The organism is Shewanella corallii (assembly GCF_023349125.1).
Classification (GTDB): Bacteria; Pseudomonadota; Gammaproteobacteria; order Enterobacterales; family Shewanellaceae; genus Shewanella; species Shewanella corallii.
Window position 1 is genome coordinate 1 of the sequence record NZ_JAKIKT010000011.1, and the last position, 15,928, is coordinate 15,928.

A 15,928-nucleotide genomic window follows, 5' to 3' on the forward strand; every position below is an offset into this window, starting at 1 on the left:
GCGCTGTGGTCCCACCTGATCCCATTCCGAACTCAGAAGTGAAACGCAGCTGCGCCGATGGTAGTGTGGGGCTTCCCCATGTGAGAGTAGGTCATTGCCAAGCGCCAATTTCTGGTTTCCACTTTTTGTAAAAAGTGAAATCAAAAACGAGTTGGAGCGGTAGTTCAGTTGGTTAGAATACCGGCCTGTCACGCCGGGGGTCGCGGGTTCGAGTCCCGTCCGCTCCGCCACTTACAAAAAAGCCTCGTCAGAAATGACGAGGCTTTTTTGTATTTAACGCTCCTGAAAGTGCTGCGGGCGTCCCGTCCAACAGCGTCCCTGCTTAACAGCCCTGTTATACCATTCCGCATTCCTGTTCAGTCACCTTTGCCCAGTCGCTGGCAAACACCTTTATCACTTGCTGTGTATAGCTTACGAACTTGTTCCAAGCCTGACTGCAGGATTCCCTTATGTCCTCATATCCTTTGAAACAGCGATTAGCGAGATGATGTTGGCGCAGCCTGCTCCACACCTGTTCAATGGGGTTGAGCTCCGGGGAATAGGGCGGCAATTTGAGTATCGATAAGTTGGGGATATCAACTGCAACGTCATTGATATGCCACCCTGCAACATCCATTACCACCACAGCATGTCGTCCTGGTTTAGTTCGATTGGCGATCAGTTCCTGGTACTGGCGTTATTAACAAATGACGTGATTTCAGTATCTGGTTGCAGCACTCTGAATTGCCTGGCAGAAGAGATATCTGGAGAAATGTCAGCAAACATACGAAGCATGAATGTTGAATATTCCGCTTAAGCACAAGAGGTTAGCTACACCATCTGGTGAGCCTGTATCTGACATATGGTTTGCTGTGAAAACGGACTTTGAGTTTGGTTGGAGAGACACTTTAGGGGGGCACAACAGTGCGTAGACCCCATTTTGTGGTGGCAACTGTAGCTCAGTTAATATAAGGAATTAGCGAAAGCCTGTTTCACGGCTATAAAAGAAAAAGCCACCCTCGGCCTGGGCCTTGGGTGACTTTGGGGGGAGGGTACAAGATAGTCAGAATAATTAGTTAGCTGTATCCAGCATGCCTTCCCATACGATCTGGCGGTAGCGAACAGGGTTGGTGTCGCCTTCAGTGCTGAACAGCATAATCACGGCATCCTTATCCAGGCCCAGCTGTTGACGCTGCTCTGCGTAATCTTCACGACTTGCCAGCATATACAGCAGACCCAGGGTCACTGCACCTGACTCACCACTGATCACCTTGGTGTCGCCTGCCAGTGGGTTACCCAGTACACGCATACCGGTAGCAGATACCTTGTCTTCTACAGAAGCAAAGAAGCTGCTGCACTGCTTCAGGATTGGCCAGGTCACAGGGTTTGGTTCACCACAAGCCAGGCCAGCCATGATAGAGCTCAGATCACCGCCTACTGCGACCATACCACCTTGCTCACTGCTACCTGAACGGTAGATACAGTCAGCGGCACGTGGCTCAGCGATAATGGTCTTGAAGTTTTCTGCGCCCAGTTTGTCGGCGAAGTAACCCAGGATACCGCCGGCCATGGCACCAACACCTGCCTGCAGCATGATATGAGTAGGCTTGATACCCAGCTCTTCTACTTGTTCCTGCGCTTCAACTGCCATGGTCATATAACCCTGAGAAATCCAGGTAGGGATCTTCTCATAGCCTTCCCATGCAGTGTCCTGCACCAGCATCCAGCCATTTTCTTCGGCTGTCTGGTTGGCAATACGTACTGTGTCGTCATAGTTCACATCAGTAACGATACACTCAGCACCCAATCCTTTGATGCGGTCTACGCTGGCCTGCGGAGAGCCTTTTGGCATGTACACTACTGCTTTCTGACCCATTTCACGGGCAGCCCAGGCAACACCTGTTCCGTGGTTACCAGCTGTTGCAGTGGCGAATACCAAAGGTTCGCTCAGTTTCTCAGACACTGTCTTCAGGTCGATCTCACTGATATCTACACCCAGGTGCTCAGCCAGTTGCTTACCCAGTGCATAAGAGCCGCCCAATACTTTGAACGCATTCAGGCCAAATCGGAAAGATTCGTCCTTTACCAGAATGGCTTTGACGCCCAGGCGGGCTGCCAACTGCTCCAGTGAAACCAGTGGAGTTGGCTTGTAACCCTCAATTTGTTGATGGAATTGACGGGTTTGTTCAGCGATCTGTGCGGTAAACAGGGCAGAGGTTTCGCCGTTAAAGAACGCGTTTTGAGTCAGCTTTAGCATAGTAACCACTTTTATCAGAGACAAAGGGACCCCTGTCCCCTTCGACTAACTTGTCTGAAGGGGAGCCGGAATAACTTGTTATTTGGAACTAATTATTTGATGAAGGCGATCGCTTCAACTTCTACCAGAGCGTCTTTTGGCAGACGGGCAGCCTGTACACAGGAACGGGCTGGAGCCGCGTCAGTGCCGAAAACTTCGGTGTAAACTTCGTTGAAAGCCACGAAGTCTTCCATGTTAGCCAGGAAGCAAGTGGTTTTCAGAACAGTATCGGTACCGGCACCAGCTTGTTCCAGAACAGCTTTCAGGTTAGCCAGAGACTGATAAGCCTGCTCTTTGATACCGCCTTCCGGGAAAGCCATGGTGGCTGGATCCAGAGGCAGCTGACCAGAGGTGAATACCAGGTTCTGGAAAGCCAGGGCTTGAGAGTATGGACCGATGGCTGCTGGTGCGTTTTCAGTGTGGATTACGTTTTTCATAAGTCGAATCGTCTCTGCTGATTAAGATTTAAATTCACGGATGTACTTGTACACCGCATGTTTTGTAATGTTCAGATGGTTAGCAACAATGTTTGTTGCCTCTTTCAATTCAAAAATACCGTTATCAAACAGTATCTTGGTAATAGCTTTATTACGTCCCTTCAAGTTAACTGAAGGGTCGGCATCCACGTCATTGACTGCGTGTTGCAGTGCCTGCTCAACCACTTCACCTGCTGAGGAACTGAAGTTCTCTTTAATCGCCAGGTTGGGTTGCTGCGACATGTCAGGCATCAGTGTCTTAATAATCTCCGGAAATGGATAAGACAGATTCATGTTGACGCAGAACATACCGATTGGCTTGCCATCTTCACCGGCCAGGATGCAGGTGCTGGATTTCAGCATTGAGCCATCTTTATTGGTACTGAAGTAGCTTTTCGGCGTGACATCACCGGTTTGCTCATAAAGGCGCAACATCTTCAGACCCAGATCGGTAATAGGTGAACCCTCTTTACGGCCTGTATGGTGACCGTTAACTATTTTAACTACCGACTGTTCAAAGCTTTCCAGTGAATGAATAACGACTTCGCAGTGCGGTCCGATCAGGTCAGCCATACTGTCTGCCAGTCGAAAGTAGCCTTCCAGCAACTCTCTATCCCTTTGGGTAAATTCCATTTTTTGCAGACGTTCTGTCGTTTTACTCATTTCAGATTACTTTTGTGAACTTTAGGTGGCGGTATTTTCAACCTATCCGGATTTCATTTCAAGTTTAGAATCAACTTTCGTTAACTATGGGACGTTTTTTTACTGCTTCAGGCAAGTCAAATTTAACTCTGGTTCAATATTTTTGACTGTGATCATGTTTTCGAGCGCAAGTGACCGGGGTATGGTTAACAAACGTTGACCATGGGATTCAGGTCACATTTTTTAATTCAGCAAACAGTATTATTCGCCACATCAGTTAACGATAGTTGACTTAAAGAGTCTTTAGGTCACTTTTGTGACCCGTATTGCAACTAGGTCAGTTGTGTGAGAAGTGGAGAGTAATAATGAAAAGCATACTGCAGCGTGGATTTACAACTGCTGAATTTGAAATGCGTGCAACTAAAGCACAGCAAATGATGCGCGAAAAGGAAGTTGACGCCATCGTGTTAACTACCGAGCCAAACGTTCGTTACTTCTCTGGCTTCCACACTCAGTTCTGGCACAGCCCAACCCGTCCATGGTTCCTGATCCTGCCTGCAGAAGGCAAGCCGATTGCTGTTATCCCTGAAATTGGGGCCAGCGGTATGGCCGGTACCTGGGTTGAAGACATTCGTACCTGGGCGTCTCCATGTCCTGAAGATGATGGCATCAGCATTGTTGCCAGTGTACTGAACAGCCTGCCATCTCGCTTCGGCCGCGTAGGTGCGACCCTGGGTATCGAGTCCCATTTGCGCATGCCGGTAAACAATTACCTGCAACTGACTAAATTGGTAACTAAAGAGTTTGTTGACGTGTCTCTGGCTATCCATGAGCTGCGTCAGGTGAAGTCTGCCGCTGAAATCGAAAAGACCCGTGAAATCTGTCGTATCACCAATGTTGGTTTCGACAAGATCGCTTCCTACGCCAAAGTGGGCATGACTGAACGTGAAATCTGTAAGCAGTTTGGTATCGACATGCTGATGGAAGGCGCTGACGAATGTCCTTACATCATCGCTGGCTCAGGCCTGGATGGTTACGACAGCATCATCATGGGCCCAACTGATCGTGTCATCGAAGAAGGCGACGTGCTGATTATCGATACCGGTGCTGTACGCGACGGTTACTTCTCTGACTTCGACCGCAACTGGGCATTCGGCCATGCCAGCGAGCAGACCAAAGCGGCTTACCGCGCCACGTATGAAGCCACAACTGCCGGTTTTGAAGCTGCCCGTCCTGGTAACACCACTTCTGATATCTACAACGCAATGTGGAAAGTACTGGAAGCCAATGGCGCCCTGGGTAACGACGTAGGTCGTCTGGGGCACGGCCTGGGTATGGAGCTGACTGAGCGTCCATCCAACACAGCGACCGACAACACTGTACTGAAGCCAGGCATGGTAATGACTCTGGAGCCAGGCATGGTGTACGCACCGGGCAAGTCTATGGTTCACGAAGAGAACATTGTGATCACTGAAAACGGTGCCGAGTGGCTGAGCCGCCGTGCTGCCCCTGAGCTGCCGATTATCGACTGAATTTAACCGCCATGGCGTTTTTCGGAGGGGGGCCGGAAAACGTCATTAACCAAGAGAATCTCATTATGATGAGTTTTGAAGAGTTCACTTCGTTTGAACAACCGCTGGATCACCAGCAAGCACCGCGTATTAACCGTGTGCATATTGGTCTGGTGCAGCTGAGTACTGACCACAGTCTGGAAATGGATTGGGCCAAGCTGCTCGGTACCCAGGCTGGTGTGTTCAGTTCACGTGTGTACTACTCCAGTGAAATGACTCCTGAGGCCCTGGATCAAATCGCCACCGGCATCAGCGAAGCATCTGATCTGATTGCGACCGGTCTGCCAATGGATGTGATGGCATTTGGTTGTACTTCCGCTTCTATCATTATCGGTGAAGAGAAAGTCGCCCAGCTGTTGACCAAAAACCGTGGTGATATTCCTGCCACCAACCCATGGACCGCTGCCCAGGCTGCTTTCCGCCACCTGAACGCGAAAAAAATCGCCGTATTTTCCCCGTACCCAACCAGTGTTAACTACCCACTGTATCAGCAGCTGACCAATGCTGGTTTCGAGGTTGTGACTCTGGGCTCACTGGGAATTGAGCGCGATACCGATATCACTTTGGTTGCCAAAGAGTCCATGTTCGAGGCTCTGGAAACCATGCTGAAAGACTCTGATGCTGAGCTGGTATTTATGTCCTGCACCAACCTGCGTGTACTGGACCATATCCAGGAAATTGAAGAGCGCTTCGGCCTGCCTGTTGTTTGTAGTAACTCAGCTATGTTCTGGCACGCCATGCACCTGACCGGCAACACTGCTCAGTGTCCGGGCTATGGCAAGCTGCTGAACGGCAAATAAAAAATATAAAGCTTAAAAAAGCAAAGTAACCAAATTAATTAATCCCTAATCATAAAATACATAAGGGAACACTGAGATGACTAATACACAAAAAGGTTGGCTGGCCGCGATTTTCATCGGTTTGCTGTGGGGTATCCCGTGGATTGTTGGTACACCTATTCTGGAAGTAATGGATCCACAGGTGCTGGTATGGCTGCGCTATACCATCGCCTTTATCACCCTGGGCCTGATCTTCAACATCGGTCTGGCCACCGGCAAGATGAAAAAGAAAGCCGACTTCAAACTGAACTGGGCTAACCGCAACGACATCTTTTGGGCTGCATGCTGCGGTATCATTGGTCAGGGCGCTTTCAGCTTCCTGTCATTCCTGTCTCTGGATTACATTACCGCCTCTGAGAACGGCGTTATCCAGGGGCTGATCCCGATTCTTATCCTGTGCGTGGGCTTCCTGCGTCATGGCGAGCGCTTCACTGTGATGCAGATGATGTGTGCTCTGGGCGCGTTTGTTGGTGTGGCGATTCTGGTAATGGACCCTCAGTCTGAAACCAACGGTTTCAACATTGGTCACCTGATCTGTTTCGGTTCAGCTGCAAGCTTCGCGACCATGGCTTATGCCCGTGCCAAGCTGGCTGAGAAGTATGGCTCTGTAGCGACCATGTTCCACCAGTTCGTATTCGCCTCTCTGGGCTTCGGTCTGTACCTGTTCGTGGTTGGCGCTGATTTCAGCTCTGCACTGAACGTGTTCAGCTCTCCACTGCGCATTCTGTGTATCGCCATTCTGGGTGTGGGTATCTCAGGTATCAGCTACCTGATCTACATCTATGGTATGGAGCGTGTGGGTGTTGACGGTACCGGTATGGCACTGAACCTGATGCCTCTGTCCTCCTTCGTACTGGCGGTATTTGCTCTGGGTGAGCAGGTGACCCCAATGCGTTTGGTGGCAATCGCTGTAGTTATCATCTCTATGATGGCCTTTATGAAAGCTGGCAGCAAAAAGCAGGCTGCAGTTGCAGAGCCTGAGACAGCAAAAGACGTGATGTCTTCCCGTCCTTGCCGCAGCCAGTAATCAAACCCTAATTTTGACCGCCGGTGACTCAGTCACCGGCTTATCGTAAGAAGAGAAACAAGTTATGTGCATCGAGCAAAAAGTTACCGAATGGCGTCAGCATATTCACAAGCACCCGGAATTTGGTTTTGAGGAGTTTGAAACCTCCGCCATGGTGGCTGATTTGCTGGAAAGCTTTGGTTTGGAAGTACACCGCAACATTGGTCAAACCGGCGTTGTAGGTATTTTGAAGTGTGGCGACAGCGACCGTTCTATCGGTCTGCGCGCTGATATGGATGCGCTGCACATTTGTGAGAAGAACGACTTCTCCCACGCCTCTGTGAATGAAGGCGTAATGCACGCCTGTGGTCACGATGGCCATACAGCCATGCTGCTGGGTGCAGCCCATGAGCTGTCCAAGAGCCGTAATTTCGACGGCACAGTTTATTTTATTTTCCAGCCAGGTGAAGAGCATGGCGTAGGCGCCAAGGCGATGATCGCCGATGGTCTGTTCACCCGCTGGAAAATTGATGCGGTTTACGCAATGCACAACCTGCCAGGCATTGAAGAAGGCAAGTTTGTGACCCGTCCGGGCTCTCTGATGGCCAGCGAAAGCGCCTTTGAAATTGAGATCCTGGCCACCGGCGGCCACGCGGCAATGCCACACATGGGTACTGACCCTATTGTTGTGGGTTCGCAAATTGTTCTGGGTATCCAGACTCTGGTATCCCGTCACCTGAGCGCGATTCACGAGACGGCCGTTATCTCTGTTACTGAATTCAAGACCAATGGCACGGTTAACGTGATCCCATCTTCAGTCACCATCAAGGGCGATACCCGCTCCTTTACCGATGAAGCGCTGGCCAAGATTGAAAAAGGTATCGAACGTATTGTTGCCGGTCACTGTATGGCTGCAGGTGTTGATTACAAATACAGCTTCAACAACAGCTTCCTGTCGACCATCAACACAGCTGCTGAAGCGGGTTATGCGACTGCGGCGGCTATCGCCCTGGTTGGCGAAGAGAATGTTAACGGTGCCTGTGAGCCATTCACTATCAGTGAAGACTTCTCCTTTATGCTGCGTCAGGCACCTGGCTGTTACATCCTGGTAGGTAACGGCGTGGGTGAGTGTGGTGGTACTGCCCTGCACAACCCTTTCTACGACTTCAATGACAGAATCCTGATGCGTGGCGTTGGATTCTGGCAGAAGCTGGTTGAGCAGCAACTCAACAAATAATTGATTTCAAAAAAGTAAAAAGCCTGCATTAGCAGGCTTTTTTATTTATTCAGTGAAATCCGGAATCACTTTGGGCTTCTTGCCCTTGATGGTGCGGAAGAACTGCATCAGTCGATTCATATCTTCAACCATGTTGTCACCCGGTGTGAGCGGGGCAGTGATCACTATGGTCTTGCGGTCAAAATCAAATCCGATAGGGATAATAGGAACCTGAGCTTTTTTGGCGATATGGTAGAAGCCGGTTTTCCAGCGCTTAACTTCGCTGCGGGTGCCCTCTGGTGCCAGTGCCAGTTTGTACCCGGGATCTTCGGCAAACAGCTGAGCGACGGCATCCACCAGATTATTGTTTTTACGCCGGTCGACCGGGCTGCCCCCCATGGCCTTGAACAGCCAGCCCCATGGCGGGATAAATAGCTGATGCTTTCCCAGAAAGTGAATGTTTCTGTTAAGCGCTCCCCGGGCCATGACTCCAACAATAAAATCCCAGTTGCTGGTATGAGGTCCCACTATAATGATATATCTGCCGTCTGATGGCAGTTCCCCTTCGAACTGCCAGCCTGTCATTTTCATCAGCCAGCGACAAAATTTGGAAAACATAACCCTGATTCTCTGAGTAGGATTGATAGGTAAACCTCTATAGTTTACCAAGGTATAGTGCAAAGGCATGGGGTTAAAGGAGAAATTGTATGTGCTTAAAAATAGGGGCCATTATGCTGATGCTGCTGTCCCTGAACGCAATGGCCGTGCCGACAGATGACATCAGCTCCATGCTAAGGCAGCAGGAGCAAGCCTGGAACCAGGGCGATATTGAAGGCTATATGTCAGGGTATTGGCAGGATGACAAGCTACGCTTTGTGTCCAATGGCACGGTCAGATATGGCTGGCAAACTACCCTGGATGCCTACCGTAAAAACTACCCCGACAAAGCCGCTATGGGGCAACTGAACTTCAAGATAGAAGAGATCAAGATGCTCAGCAACTATGCGGCTCTGGTGGTTGGGCACTGGCAACTGAAACGAATAAAAGATGCTCCCGCTGGCATGTTCACACTACTGGTTGAGCGGATCGACGATCAGTGGGTGATCACCCATGATCACTCGTCAGACTAACTCAGTTACAGCCGGAATTTATCCCTGCTCAGCTCCTTTCCTTTGGGGTTATACCTGACCTCCAGACACTCCAGTTTGCCTGAACTGTGCCAGAGTAAAATACTGGTTGAACGGGTGCCGTATTCAGGATGGCAGATAAAGATACTGGATAGTCTGCGCTCCCACTCCAGACTGACGCCGGTATTGGGCAAGCTGTCTTCCGGGGGCAGGCTCTGATCCAGCATCATGGGTAACAGAGATTCAGGCGTTATGCTCTGCTGACTGACAATAGCCTGTTCCAGCGCCATTTTTCCCCTGGCCATTTTCGGCCAGATATCATCAAGATCACCATTGCTTACCGCATGAAATCCATCTGAGATCAGGCTGTTTTCTTTGCTTCTGCTATTAAAAACATAGAGTTGGTTTTGCTGCTGATAGAGCAGATTGAAAGGGTTATAACTCTCGCTGTGTTGCGCCAGCCAGTCATCGGACAGTTCGGCTTTCAGCGCCTTTAATACCAGCTCACCCCGACTTAACCTGTCTTCCTGAGTGGCTGACAAATCGCGGATATTGGTCAGTGCAGAGACTTCACCCATGGCGTTGAATCCCAGCCAGGTTCCGCCCGCTTTAAGGTCTTTCCCTGCTCTGATGCCATTAGTCCCCGGCCACTCATGCATATGTTGGGTGGCTCTGTGATGAAACTCATCCCGGTTGGCGCAGATGATAAGGGGATAATCCGGGTGGCGGTTCTGGGCGATAAAGAGGATACACATAGGCTAACCTACAAGGAAAAGTCCTTATAAGTTAGCCTGTTCTAGTAACAAATCCCAGCGGGAAAATGCCTGCTAGTGATGGTGATGATCATGGCCATGTTGATGACTGTGAACCAGAGGTTTGGTAATCATCAGACGGCGCAGAAACTTACGTGGGCCAAGGCGCATTAAACTGGCACCAAAGATCAATGCCAGTAAGGCCAGGGCCAGCCATTGCAGGCTTTCCGGGAAAGCGATCAGGCTCTCCTTCACCAGGAATATCTGATGGGCAATCAGCAGCAAGCCGCCGACGATAGCAACCAGGACCGCACTTTGTTTCAGGCTCATTAATTTGAGTTGCGACCAGTTCAGGATAGGTGCCGCCAGCAGCGCCAGCATTACCGCCGAGTCTGACCAACCACTCCATGCCAGCGACACCGCCAGCACAACGCCACCGAGATTGCAGAATCGGGTTGGCAGGAACACCAGCATCAAAATCAGCACCTGCATTAAGGGGTGATCCAGTGGCACTGAAGGGTGACCTATCAGGTTGGCCAACACCAGGCTCAGAACCACCCAGGGGGCGCTGCGATCGACCAGTTGGCTAAAACCAAACTGCAATGCACTCTGGTTCCCGGTTGGATGAGGATCTGTCGGCTGCACCTTAAACAGGGTCAGACAGGCACCAATCACCAGCAAGCCGAGCAGTTGTGCCAGCATAAATTCAGGCCCCAACAGCAATAGGGTGACCAACAGGGCTTCAGGCCCCGCCAGACGTTGCAACCAGAGCAGAGGCAATTTGTCTGTTGTCGGCGTCAGGCCAAAAGAAAAACGCGTCGCTGCCAGCATATAGGCCAGCAACAGAGCCGGGGCGACCTGGGTTGTCCACGACAACAGCTGATCGATACTGTGTTCATGGCCGCTGTGATGGTGGTGACCACCTGAGTCCAGCAGTAACAGAAGCGCCAGTAGTCCAATACCCAAAAGACTGCCGATACCTGCCTGATATTCAAATTTACCCTGACGATCCGGGTCATGCTGACCATGGGGCTGATGCAGCACCACATGCAGAATAGAACCTGTTACAAAGGCCTGTAAGTAGACAGTGTTATCAATACTCAGCTGGCTGAGCAGTTGGGCACTGGCAAAGTAGCCTACAGAGGTCAGTACCATCATGGCGGCAATAACCAGACTGGCCCATTTGGTACCGACCTGAGGCTTCAACAGCCACCAAATAGCCAGGCCCACGGGCAAGCGGTGCAGAATGACGCCCAGCGCCAACAGCGGAGAGTTACCTTCCTGCTGAGCCAGTACCATGGCGCCGCCGTCTGTCAGTGTATGCAGCAGCAGGCCACCAATACCCAATGCCAGTGTCAGGTTATGGGTGATCTCTGAGTAGCGGTGAAACAGGCGCTCACTGGCGGTGGGCCCCCAAAGTCCAAGTACCACAAACAGTAGTGACAGGAATCCACCGTGATGCAGGAGTTCCGGCAGGATATGTACCAGTACCAGGCCGCCGAGGGAGACAAAAATAAAGCCATCCAAGCCTTTTTGCAGACCGCTCCCAGAGGAAAAATAGCGGTAAAACAAAGGGCCTATAAGTAAGGCAATGCAACTGGCAAATAAATACAGCATGGAACCCACGGGGCACAGAGAAAGAAAGGCCGCACATTATAGCAGCACAATTTACGCTGGTCAGTAGTGAAAATCATTCGCAACTGGGGCGGAAATAAAAGTGTGGCTCAAGCCACAGGGAATAACCAATTGATAGTGATCAACAGCAATTCAATTATCGCTGTTGAATGGCATCCACTGCAGCGGGCAGGAACACTTCACTGACTATCAGGGTTTGTCCCTGATAGTCGAAATAACGTCTGCGCCCCCACAGTGGCTCTTGCTGACGCTGCTGTAGCTTTTGGGTCAGTTGCTCAAGTCGCACACAGGAGTCAAATTTTGCCACTTCTATCTCGCCGGGAGTGTATGCTTTACTTGAGTACAGAAGTTCACCCAGGGGACGGTTTCCCAGGGTTTGCAGGCCGGTTTCATCATCCTGCATCAGGGTTTCCGGGATAAGTGTACTGGCAAACACCCAGGGCACATTGTCCAGATAGAGCAGGACTTCACGGGTCCAGTAGCGGGTTGTCTGACCCTGATGCCACTGCTCACCGACAAGTTCGACGGAAAAGTCCCGACAGCAGAGCTTTAATTTTGCGGTCAGACTGTCTTTTGACAGCAGCCAGTCATAGAGGGGAGATGAAGGTAAATTTTCCGCTTTTGCTGGCGAAAACCACTGAATTGATTCACCATAAGGAAAACTGAAGCGGGTCACATCCATCTGATTACTCGTTACAAATACTGCGAACTCCGGCAGTCTAGCACAGGCTGACGGTCACAGGTAGAACCCGCCTGAATATGGATTTGATTGGATAAAGGAGTTTATCGCGCCCATGAAAGCCCTAGTAATTGCGACAGCCTTTTTGATGACGCTATTGGCCGGCAATGCCCGCGCCAACGAAGCTCAGCCTCAGGCCGAGTACGCCTATTATGGGTTTGAGCCGGAAATTGTGACCAACTATATCTCCAATCGTAAAAAGTTGGGATTTGTCAGGGTCAGCGTTGAGTTGATGGTGAAATCTCCCGATGACCTCTTGATGATGGAGCACCATGACCCTCTGTTGCGTTCCGCCATTGTGGAGATATTGGGGAATCAACAGGAAGAGCAGATCAAGTCCATGACCGGGCGTGAAGATATCCGCCGTGAGTGCTACGATACCGTCAATCAATTGCTTAAGCAGGAAACCGGCGAAGCCCGGGTGGTCAACCTGCTTTTTACCCGTTATCTCTACGACTGACATCTGAGTTTAATTATGGTGTCGGTCATCACCGGCACCATTCATGAAAGCTGCAAAAAAGTCCCAGTCTGCCAATCCTTCCCCAGCTGCTCGCAAGTCCAGGGCGGCAGCCAAAAACAGAGCGGCCAAAAAGCCGGATTCAGGCACACCTAAAGCCGGTAAAACGCCAGCGTCCAGGCGCAAACAGGTTGGTCACACCGGCGCAAGCAAGCTGGCTGGCAAAGGGCTGCACCCATATAATCCTATGAATCGTGGCTATGACTTTGACGAGCTTATCAAGGTGGAGCCACGACTTAAGCGATTCGTAAAGCCCAATCCCTACGGCAACCTCTCGGTGGACTTTGCTGATCCCCAGGCTGTTAAAGCCCTCAACTCAGCCCTGCTGGGACACCACTATGATATCCAGGCATGGGACATTCCCGAGGGCTTCTTATGTCCGCCTGTGCCGGGACGCGCCGACTATATTCATCATCTGGCTGACCTGCTGGCTGATGGCGGCAAAATACCAAAGGGACAAAAAGTCTCAGTGCTGGATATAGGTACCGGCGCCAACGGTATTTACCCCCTGGTCGGGCATAAAAGTTTTGGCTGGCACTTTGTTGCCAGCGATATTGACCCGGTTTCACTGGAAAACTTCAGCGCCATTATCAGAGCCAATAAGCTGGACCGCAAAATAGCGCTGCGGCTGCAAGGCCAGGCCAAACATACCTTCAGCGGTATTATCCAATCGGGTGAGCGATACGATGCCAGCATGTGTAACCCGCCTTTTCACGCCTCTTTGGAAGAAGCGGCTGCAGGAACTCAGAAGAAACTGAAGAACCTGGCGGCCAGTAAAGGAGTTAAGCATGACACTAAACTCAAGCTTAACTTTGGTGGACAGAAGGCTGAGCTTTGGTGCGAAGGGGGCGAACTGAGATTTCTTGAGGATATGATCCGTGAAAGCCAGCAGTTTGCCGGTCAATGTCAGTGGTTCACCTCGCTGGTTTCCAAGTCTGACAATCTAAGGCCTTGCCGTCGTCTGCTGCAGAAGCTGGAGGCTGAGTCGGTACGTGTGATTGAGATGCATCAGGGTAACAAGATTACCAGGGTATTGGCATGGAGCTTTTTAACTGATGAGCAGCGTAAGCTGTGGTCAAAATTCAAAGCCTGAATGCACCGTATTTGTAGTGGTATGAAACAAAGACCGGCAAATGCCGGTCTTTGTTTATCAATTTGAACCATTTTACTGGGCTGCGGTCCAGATCAGCTGGCCGGTATTGCTCAGGTCGTAACCCGTCAGCACCCCTGCCATCTGCCGGGTTTGTGGACTGGCCAGCATGGTAAACAGCTGCTGTAATTGGCGTCGGAAGTAGATGCTCTGGGTCATCACAAAGTCGAAAGACTCATTCAGCAAGGGAACAAATCCCAGCCCACTCTCGGCGGCCACCGCCTGACAACCAAAACCAATATCGGCATCACCACGGGCGATATAGCCTGCCAGCTCTCGTTCGCTGTGGGCGGTCAAAATAGCATTGAGCTGATCTGCCCTGGCTCCCTGACTCAGCAGCCAGTGCTCCAGATGCTGCTGACTGCCTGCACCTTCCTGACGGAATACCCAGCGCCATGGTTGCCCCAGAATCTGCGACTGTTCCAGACATCTGTGCTGGATATCAGGACGTACAATCAAACCCTGTTGACGGGTATAGCCGTGGATCATGATCCACTGCTGGTGGTTGGCATAGCCCTTAAGCAGTGCTGGATGGCGAATATTGCGCTCCTCCAGGCTGCCCCAGTGCAGGGTACAGACGTCAGCATAGCCTTTGGACAACAGCTCCAGACCCAGACGTGAGCCTGTGGCGCTGTAGCTGATCAGTTCGCGACTGCCGACCTGAGACATCAGGCGGGCTACCAACATGGCCAACAGCGGGTCATCACTGCCGGTGATCAGCAGTCTGTCGGTCAGCATACCTGAGTGGCAGGAATCCATAATCCAGCGGTCAATCAGGATCTTGGGGAACAGCCATTTGCCGGTAATCTTGGTGGCAGGCAGGATCCTGTCATTGGCCATGGCATAGACTTTCTTCTCGTTCAGATCCAGGTACTCGGCTACCTGCCTGGCACTCATGTAGACCAGATCACTTGCTTGTGTCATCAGGACTCCTTGCTGACGTCAAACTCGAGGTTTTCAGCGCCGTGATAAACCAGGAAATGACGTCCTTTGGCACGGGCAATAATGGTAATGCCCAGTTTTTGTGCCAGCTCCAGACCCATTTGGGTTACGCCACTGCGGGACAGCAACAGAGGAATGCCCATCTTGGCCACCTTTATCACCATCTCAGAGGTCAGACGTCCCGTGGTATAGAAAATCTTGTCGTGACCTGACTCGCTGGCCAGCCACATATCACCGGCCAGGGTATCCACCGCATTGTGACGACCTACATCTTCTACAAAGGCCATAATCTTTTCGTTCTGGCACAAACCGCAGCCATGAACGGCACCGGCGTTTTTATAGGTTTCGTTGTATTCGCTGATGTTTTTCAACAGCGCATACAGGGTGCTTTGCTTGAGCGTTGGCGTCGGCAGTTGGATATCTTCCAGCCCCTGCATAAAGCCACCGTAAACCGTGCCCTGGCCACAACCCGTGGTCACCGTCTTTTCAGACAGCTTTTTATCCAGATCTTCAGTTTGCTCTTTGGTGATGATGGCGGCTGAGTTGGTGTCCCAGTCGACAATCACTGACTCCAGCTGGCTGACATCGGAAATAAAGCCCTGATTTTTCAGATAACCCAGTGCCAGCGACTCAGCTTTGGCCCCCAGGGTCATCAGAGTCACAATGGGACGCCAGTTCAGGTACACAGTCAGTGGGCGTTCACAGGCGATAAACTTGTTTTCCACTTCACCGCGTTCATTCACTGCGGTAACAGGGATAGTCAGTGGCACTTCGGCCCGGGTTTTCACTATGGAGAGGGAAGGGGTTGTCTGGCTCATCGGATCCTGCAAAGTTAATAACTCAAGTATGCGTGCTGCTTCACTAGCAATATTCGTACCCGAACCATGATGCTGACCAAAATTGCCAAGTGAATCACAAAAGCATGGCGAGAGTCGGACGTTTATGCCCAAGGGGATATTGCTGGTGGGACAAATTGTCCTATGCTGGGGGTGGGTTTGATGATCCACCTCAAAAAAAACACTCACCTGATATGGGTGGCAC

The 15,928-nt window shown here is 51.0% G+C and carries 16 protein-coding genes, 1 tRNA gene, 1 rRNA gene and 1 pseudogene; 9 read left to right on the forward strand and 10 right to left on the reverse strand.

Annotation, left to right across the window (positions count from 1 at the left end):
- Window positions 1-103 (forward strand): 5S ribosomal RNA (gene rrf / locus L2725_RS20320); the annotation flags it as partial.
- Window positions 104-153: 50 nt separating this feature from the next.
- Window positions 154-230 (forward strand) — tRNA-Asp (locus L2725_RS20325).
- A gap of 184 nt (window positions 231-414) precedes the next feature.
- On the opposite strand, the pseudogene L2725_RS20330 reads toward L2725_RS20325, so the two are convergent.
- The 4 genes and pseudogenes from L2725_RS20330 to L2725_RS20345 form a co-directional block, all read right to left on the reverse strand.
- Window positions 415-646: pseudogene (locus tag L2725_RS20330) on the reverse strand (transposase); the annotation flags it as partial.
- Between the two features lie 405 nt (window positions 647-1,051).
- Window positions 1,052-2,236: a diaminopropionate ammonia-lyase gene (dpaL, locus tag L2725_RS20335; protein WP_249250720.1), complete on the reverse strand. Its 1,185-nt coding sequence runs from the start codon at window positions 2,234-2,236 to the stop codon at window positions 1,052-1,054.
- A 92-nt stretch (window positions 2,237-2,328) separates the two neighbouring features.
- Window positions 2,329-2,712 (reverse strand): RidA family protein, encoded by a 384-nt coding sequence (locus tag L2725_RS20340; protein WP_115139125.1) that lies wholly within the window; start codon window positions 2,710-2,712, stop codon window positions 2,329-2,331.
- A gap of 21 nt (window positions 2,713-2,733) precedes the next feature.
- Window positions 2,734-3,414, reverse strand: coding sequence for a helix-turn-helix transcriptional regulator (locus L2725_RS20345; protein WP_115139124.1), 681 nt, complete (start codon window positions 3,412-3,414; stop codon window positions 2,734-2,736).
- A gap of 344 nt (window positions 3,415-3,758) precedes the next feature.
- Between L2725_RS20345 and L2725_RS20350 the strand changes: the two genes are divergently transcribed.
- The 4 genes from L2725_RS20350 to L2725_RS20365 all read left to right on the forward strand — a co-directional run bounded on the left by L2725_RS20350 (window position 3,759) and on the right by L2725_RS20365 (window position 8,046).
- Complete coding sequence (locus L2725_RS20350) at window positions 3,759-4,925, forward strand: M24 family metallopeptidase (RefSeq protein WP_249250651.1); 1,167 nt, start codon at window positions 3,759-3,761, stop codon at window positions 4,923-4,925.
- Between the two features lie 65 nt (window positions 4,926-4,990).
- Window positions 4,991-5,764, forward strand: coding sequence for a maleate cis-trans isomerase family protein (locus L2725_RS20355; protein ID WP_249250652.1), 774 nt, complete (start codon window positions 4,991-4,993; stop codon window positions 5,762-5,764).
- A 76-nt stretch (window positions 5,765-5,840) separates the two neighbouring features.
- Window positions 5,841-6,830 (forward strand): DMT family transporter, encoded by a 990-nt coding sequence (locus tag L2725_RS20360; protein ID WP_249250653.1) that lies wholly within the window; start codon window positions 5,841-5,843, stop codon window positions 6,828-6,830.
- A 64-nt stretch (window positions 6,831-6,894) separates the two neighbouring features.
- The gene (locus L2725_RS20365) at window positions 6,895-8,046 is read left to right on the forward strand and encodes a M20 aminoacylase family protein (protein WP_115139120.1); all 1,152 of its coding nucleotides are present in this window, start codon (window positions 6,895-6,897) and stop codon (window positions 8,044-8,046) included.
- Window positions 8,047-8,091: 45 nt separating this feature from the next.
- On the opposite strand, the gene L2725_RS20370 is transcribed toward L2725_RS20365, so the two are convergent.
- Window positions 8,092-8,643 carry a lysophospholipid acyltransferase family protein gene (locus L2725_RS20370; RefSeq protein WP_249250654.1) on the reverse strand — a complete coding sequence of 184 codons (552 nt, stop codon included), beginning with the start codon at window positions 8,641-8,643 and terminating at the stop codon, window positions 8,092-8,094.
- An 89-nt stretch (window positions 8,644-8,732) separates the two neighbouring features.
- On the opposite strand from L2725_RS20370, the gene L2725_RS20375 reads away from it, so the two are divergent.
- A complete protein-coding gene (locus L2725_RS20375) occupies window positions 8,733-9,155 on the forward strand; it encodes a YybH family protein (protein WP_249250655.1) in 423 nt (140 codons plus the stop codon).
- Between the two features lie 5 nt (window positions 9,156-9,160).
- Here L2725_RS20375 and L2725_RS20380 read toward each other — a convergent pair whose 3' ends face one another.
- The 3 genes from L2725_RS20380 to L2725_RS20390 form a co-directional block, all read right to left on the reverse strand.
- Window positions 9,161-9,907, reverse strand: a complete 747-nt coding sequence (locus L2725_RS20380; RefSeq protein ID WP_249250656.1) for an NRDE family protein — start codon at window positions 9,905-9,907, stop codon at window positions 9,161-9,163.
- Window positions 9,908-9,979: 72 nt separating this feature from the next.
- Complete coding sequence (locus L2725_RS20385; protein WP_249250657.1) at window positions 9,980-11,521, reverse strand: metal transporter; 1,542 nt, start codon at window positions 11,519-11,521, stop codon at window positions 9,980-9,982.
- Window positions 11,522-11,675: 154 nt separating this feature from the next.
- Window positions 11,676-12,221 carry a chorismate--pyruvate lyase family protein gene (locus tag L2725_RS20390; RefSeq protein ID WP_249250658.1) on the reverse strand — a complete coding sequence of 182 codons (546 nt, stop codon included), beginning with the start codon at window positions 12,219-12,221 and terminating at the stop codon, window positions 11,676-11,678.
- Window positions 12,222-12,366: 145 nt separating this feature from the next.
- Between L2725_RS20390 and L2725_RS20395 the strand changes: the two genes are divergently transcribed.
- Together L2725_RS20395 and rlmF are read left to right on the forward strand one after the other, a co-directional pair.
- Window positions 12,367-12,738, forward strand: a complete 372-nt coding sequence (locus tag L2725_RS20395; protein ID WP_240317174.1) for a flagellar basal body-associated protein FliL — start codon at window positions 12,367-12,369, stop codon at window positions 12,736-12,738.
- 43 nt (window positions 12,739-12,781) lie between these two features.
- Window positions 12,782-13,888, forward strand: a complete 1,107-nt coding sequence (gene rlmF, locus L2725_RS20400) for a 23S rRNA (adenine(1618)-N(6))-methyltransferase RlmF (RefSeq protein ID WP_249250660.1) — start codon at window positions 12,782-12,784, stop codon at window positions 13,886-13,888.
- A gap of 72 nt (window positions 13,889-13,960) precedes the next feature.
- Here the strand turns inward: rlmF and L2725_RS20405 are convergent, their stop codons facing one another.
- Entirely contained in the window at window positions 13,961-14,869 is a 909-nt protein-coding gene (locus L2725_RS20405; RefSeq protein ID WP_248937499.1) for a substrate-binding domain-containing protein, read from the reverse strand.
- Window positions 14,869-15,705 carry a formate dehydrogenase accessory sulfurtransferase FdhD gene (locus tag L2725_RS20410; protein WP_248937500.1) on the reverse strand — a complete coding sequence of 279 codons (837 nt, stop codon included), beginning with the start codon at window positions 15,703-15,705 and terminating at the stop codon, window positions 14,869-14,871. Before L2725_RS20410 ends, L2725_RS20405 begins: the two co-directional genes overlap by 1 nt.
- Between the last annotated feature and the right edge of the window lie 223 nt (window positions 15,706-15,928).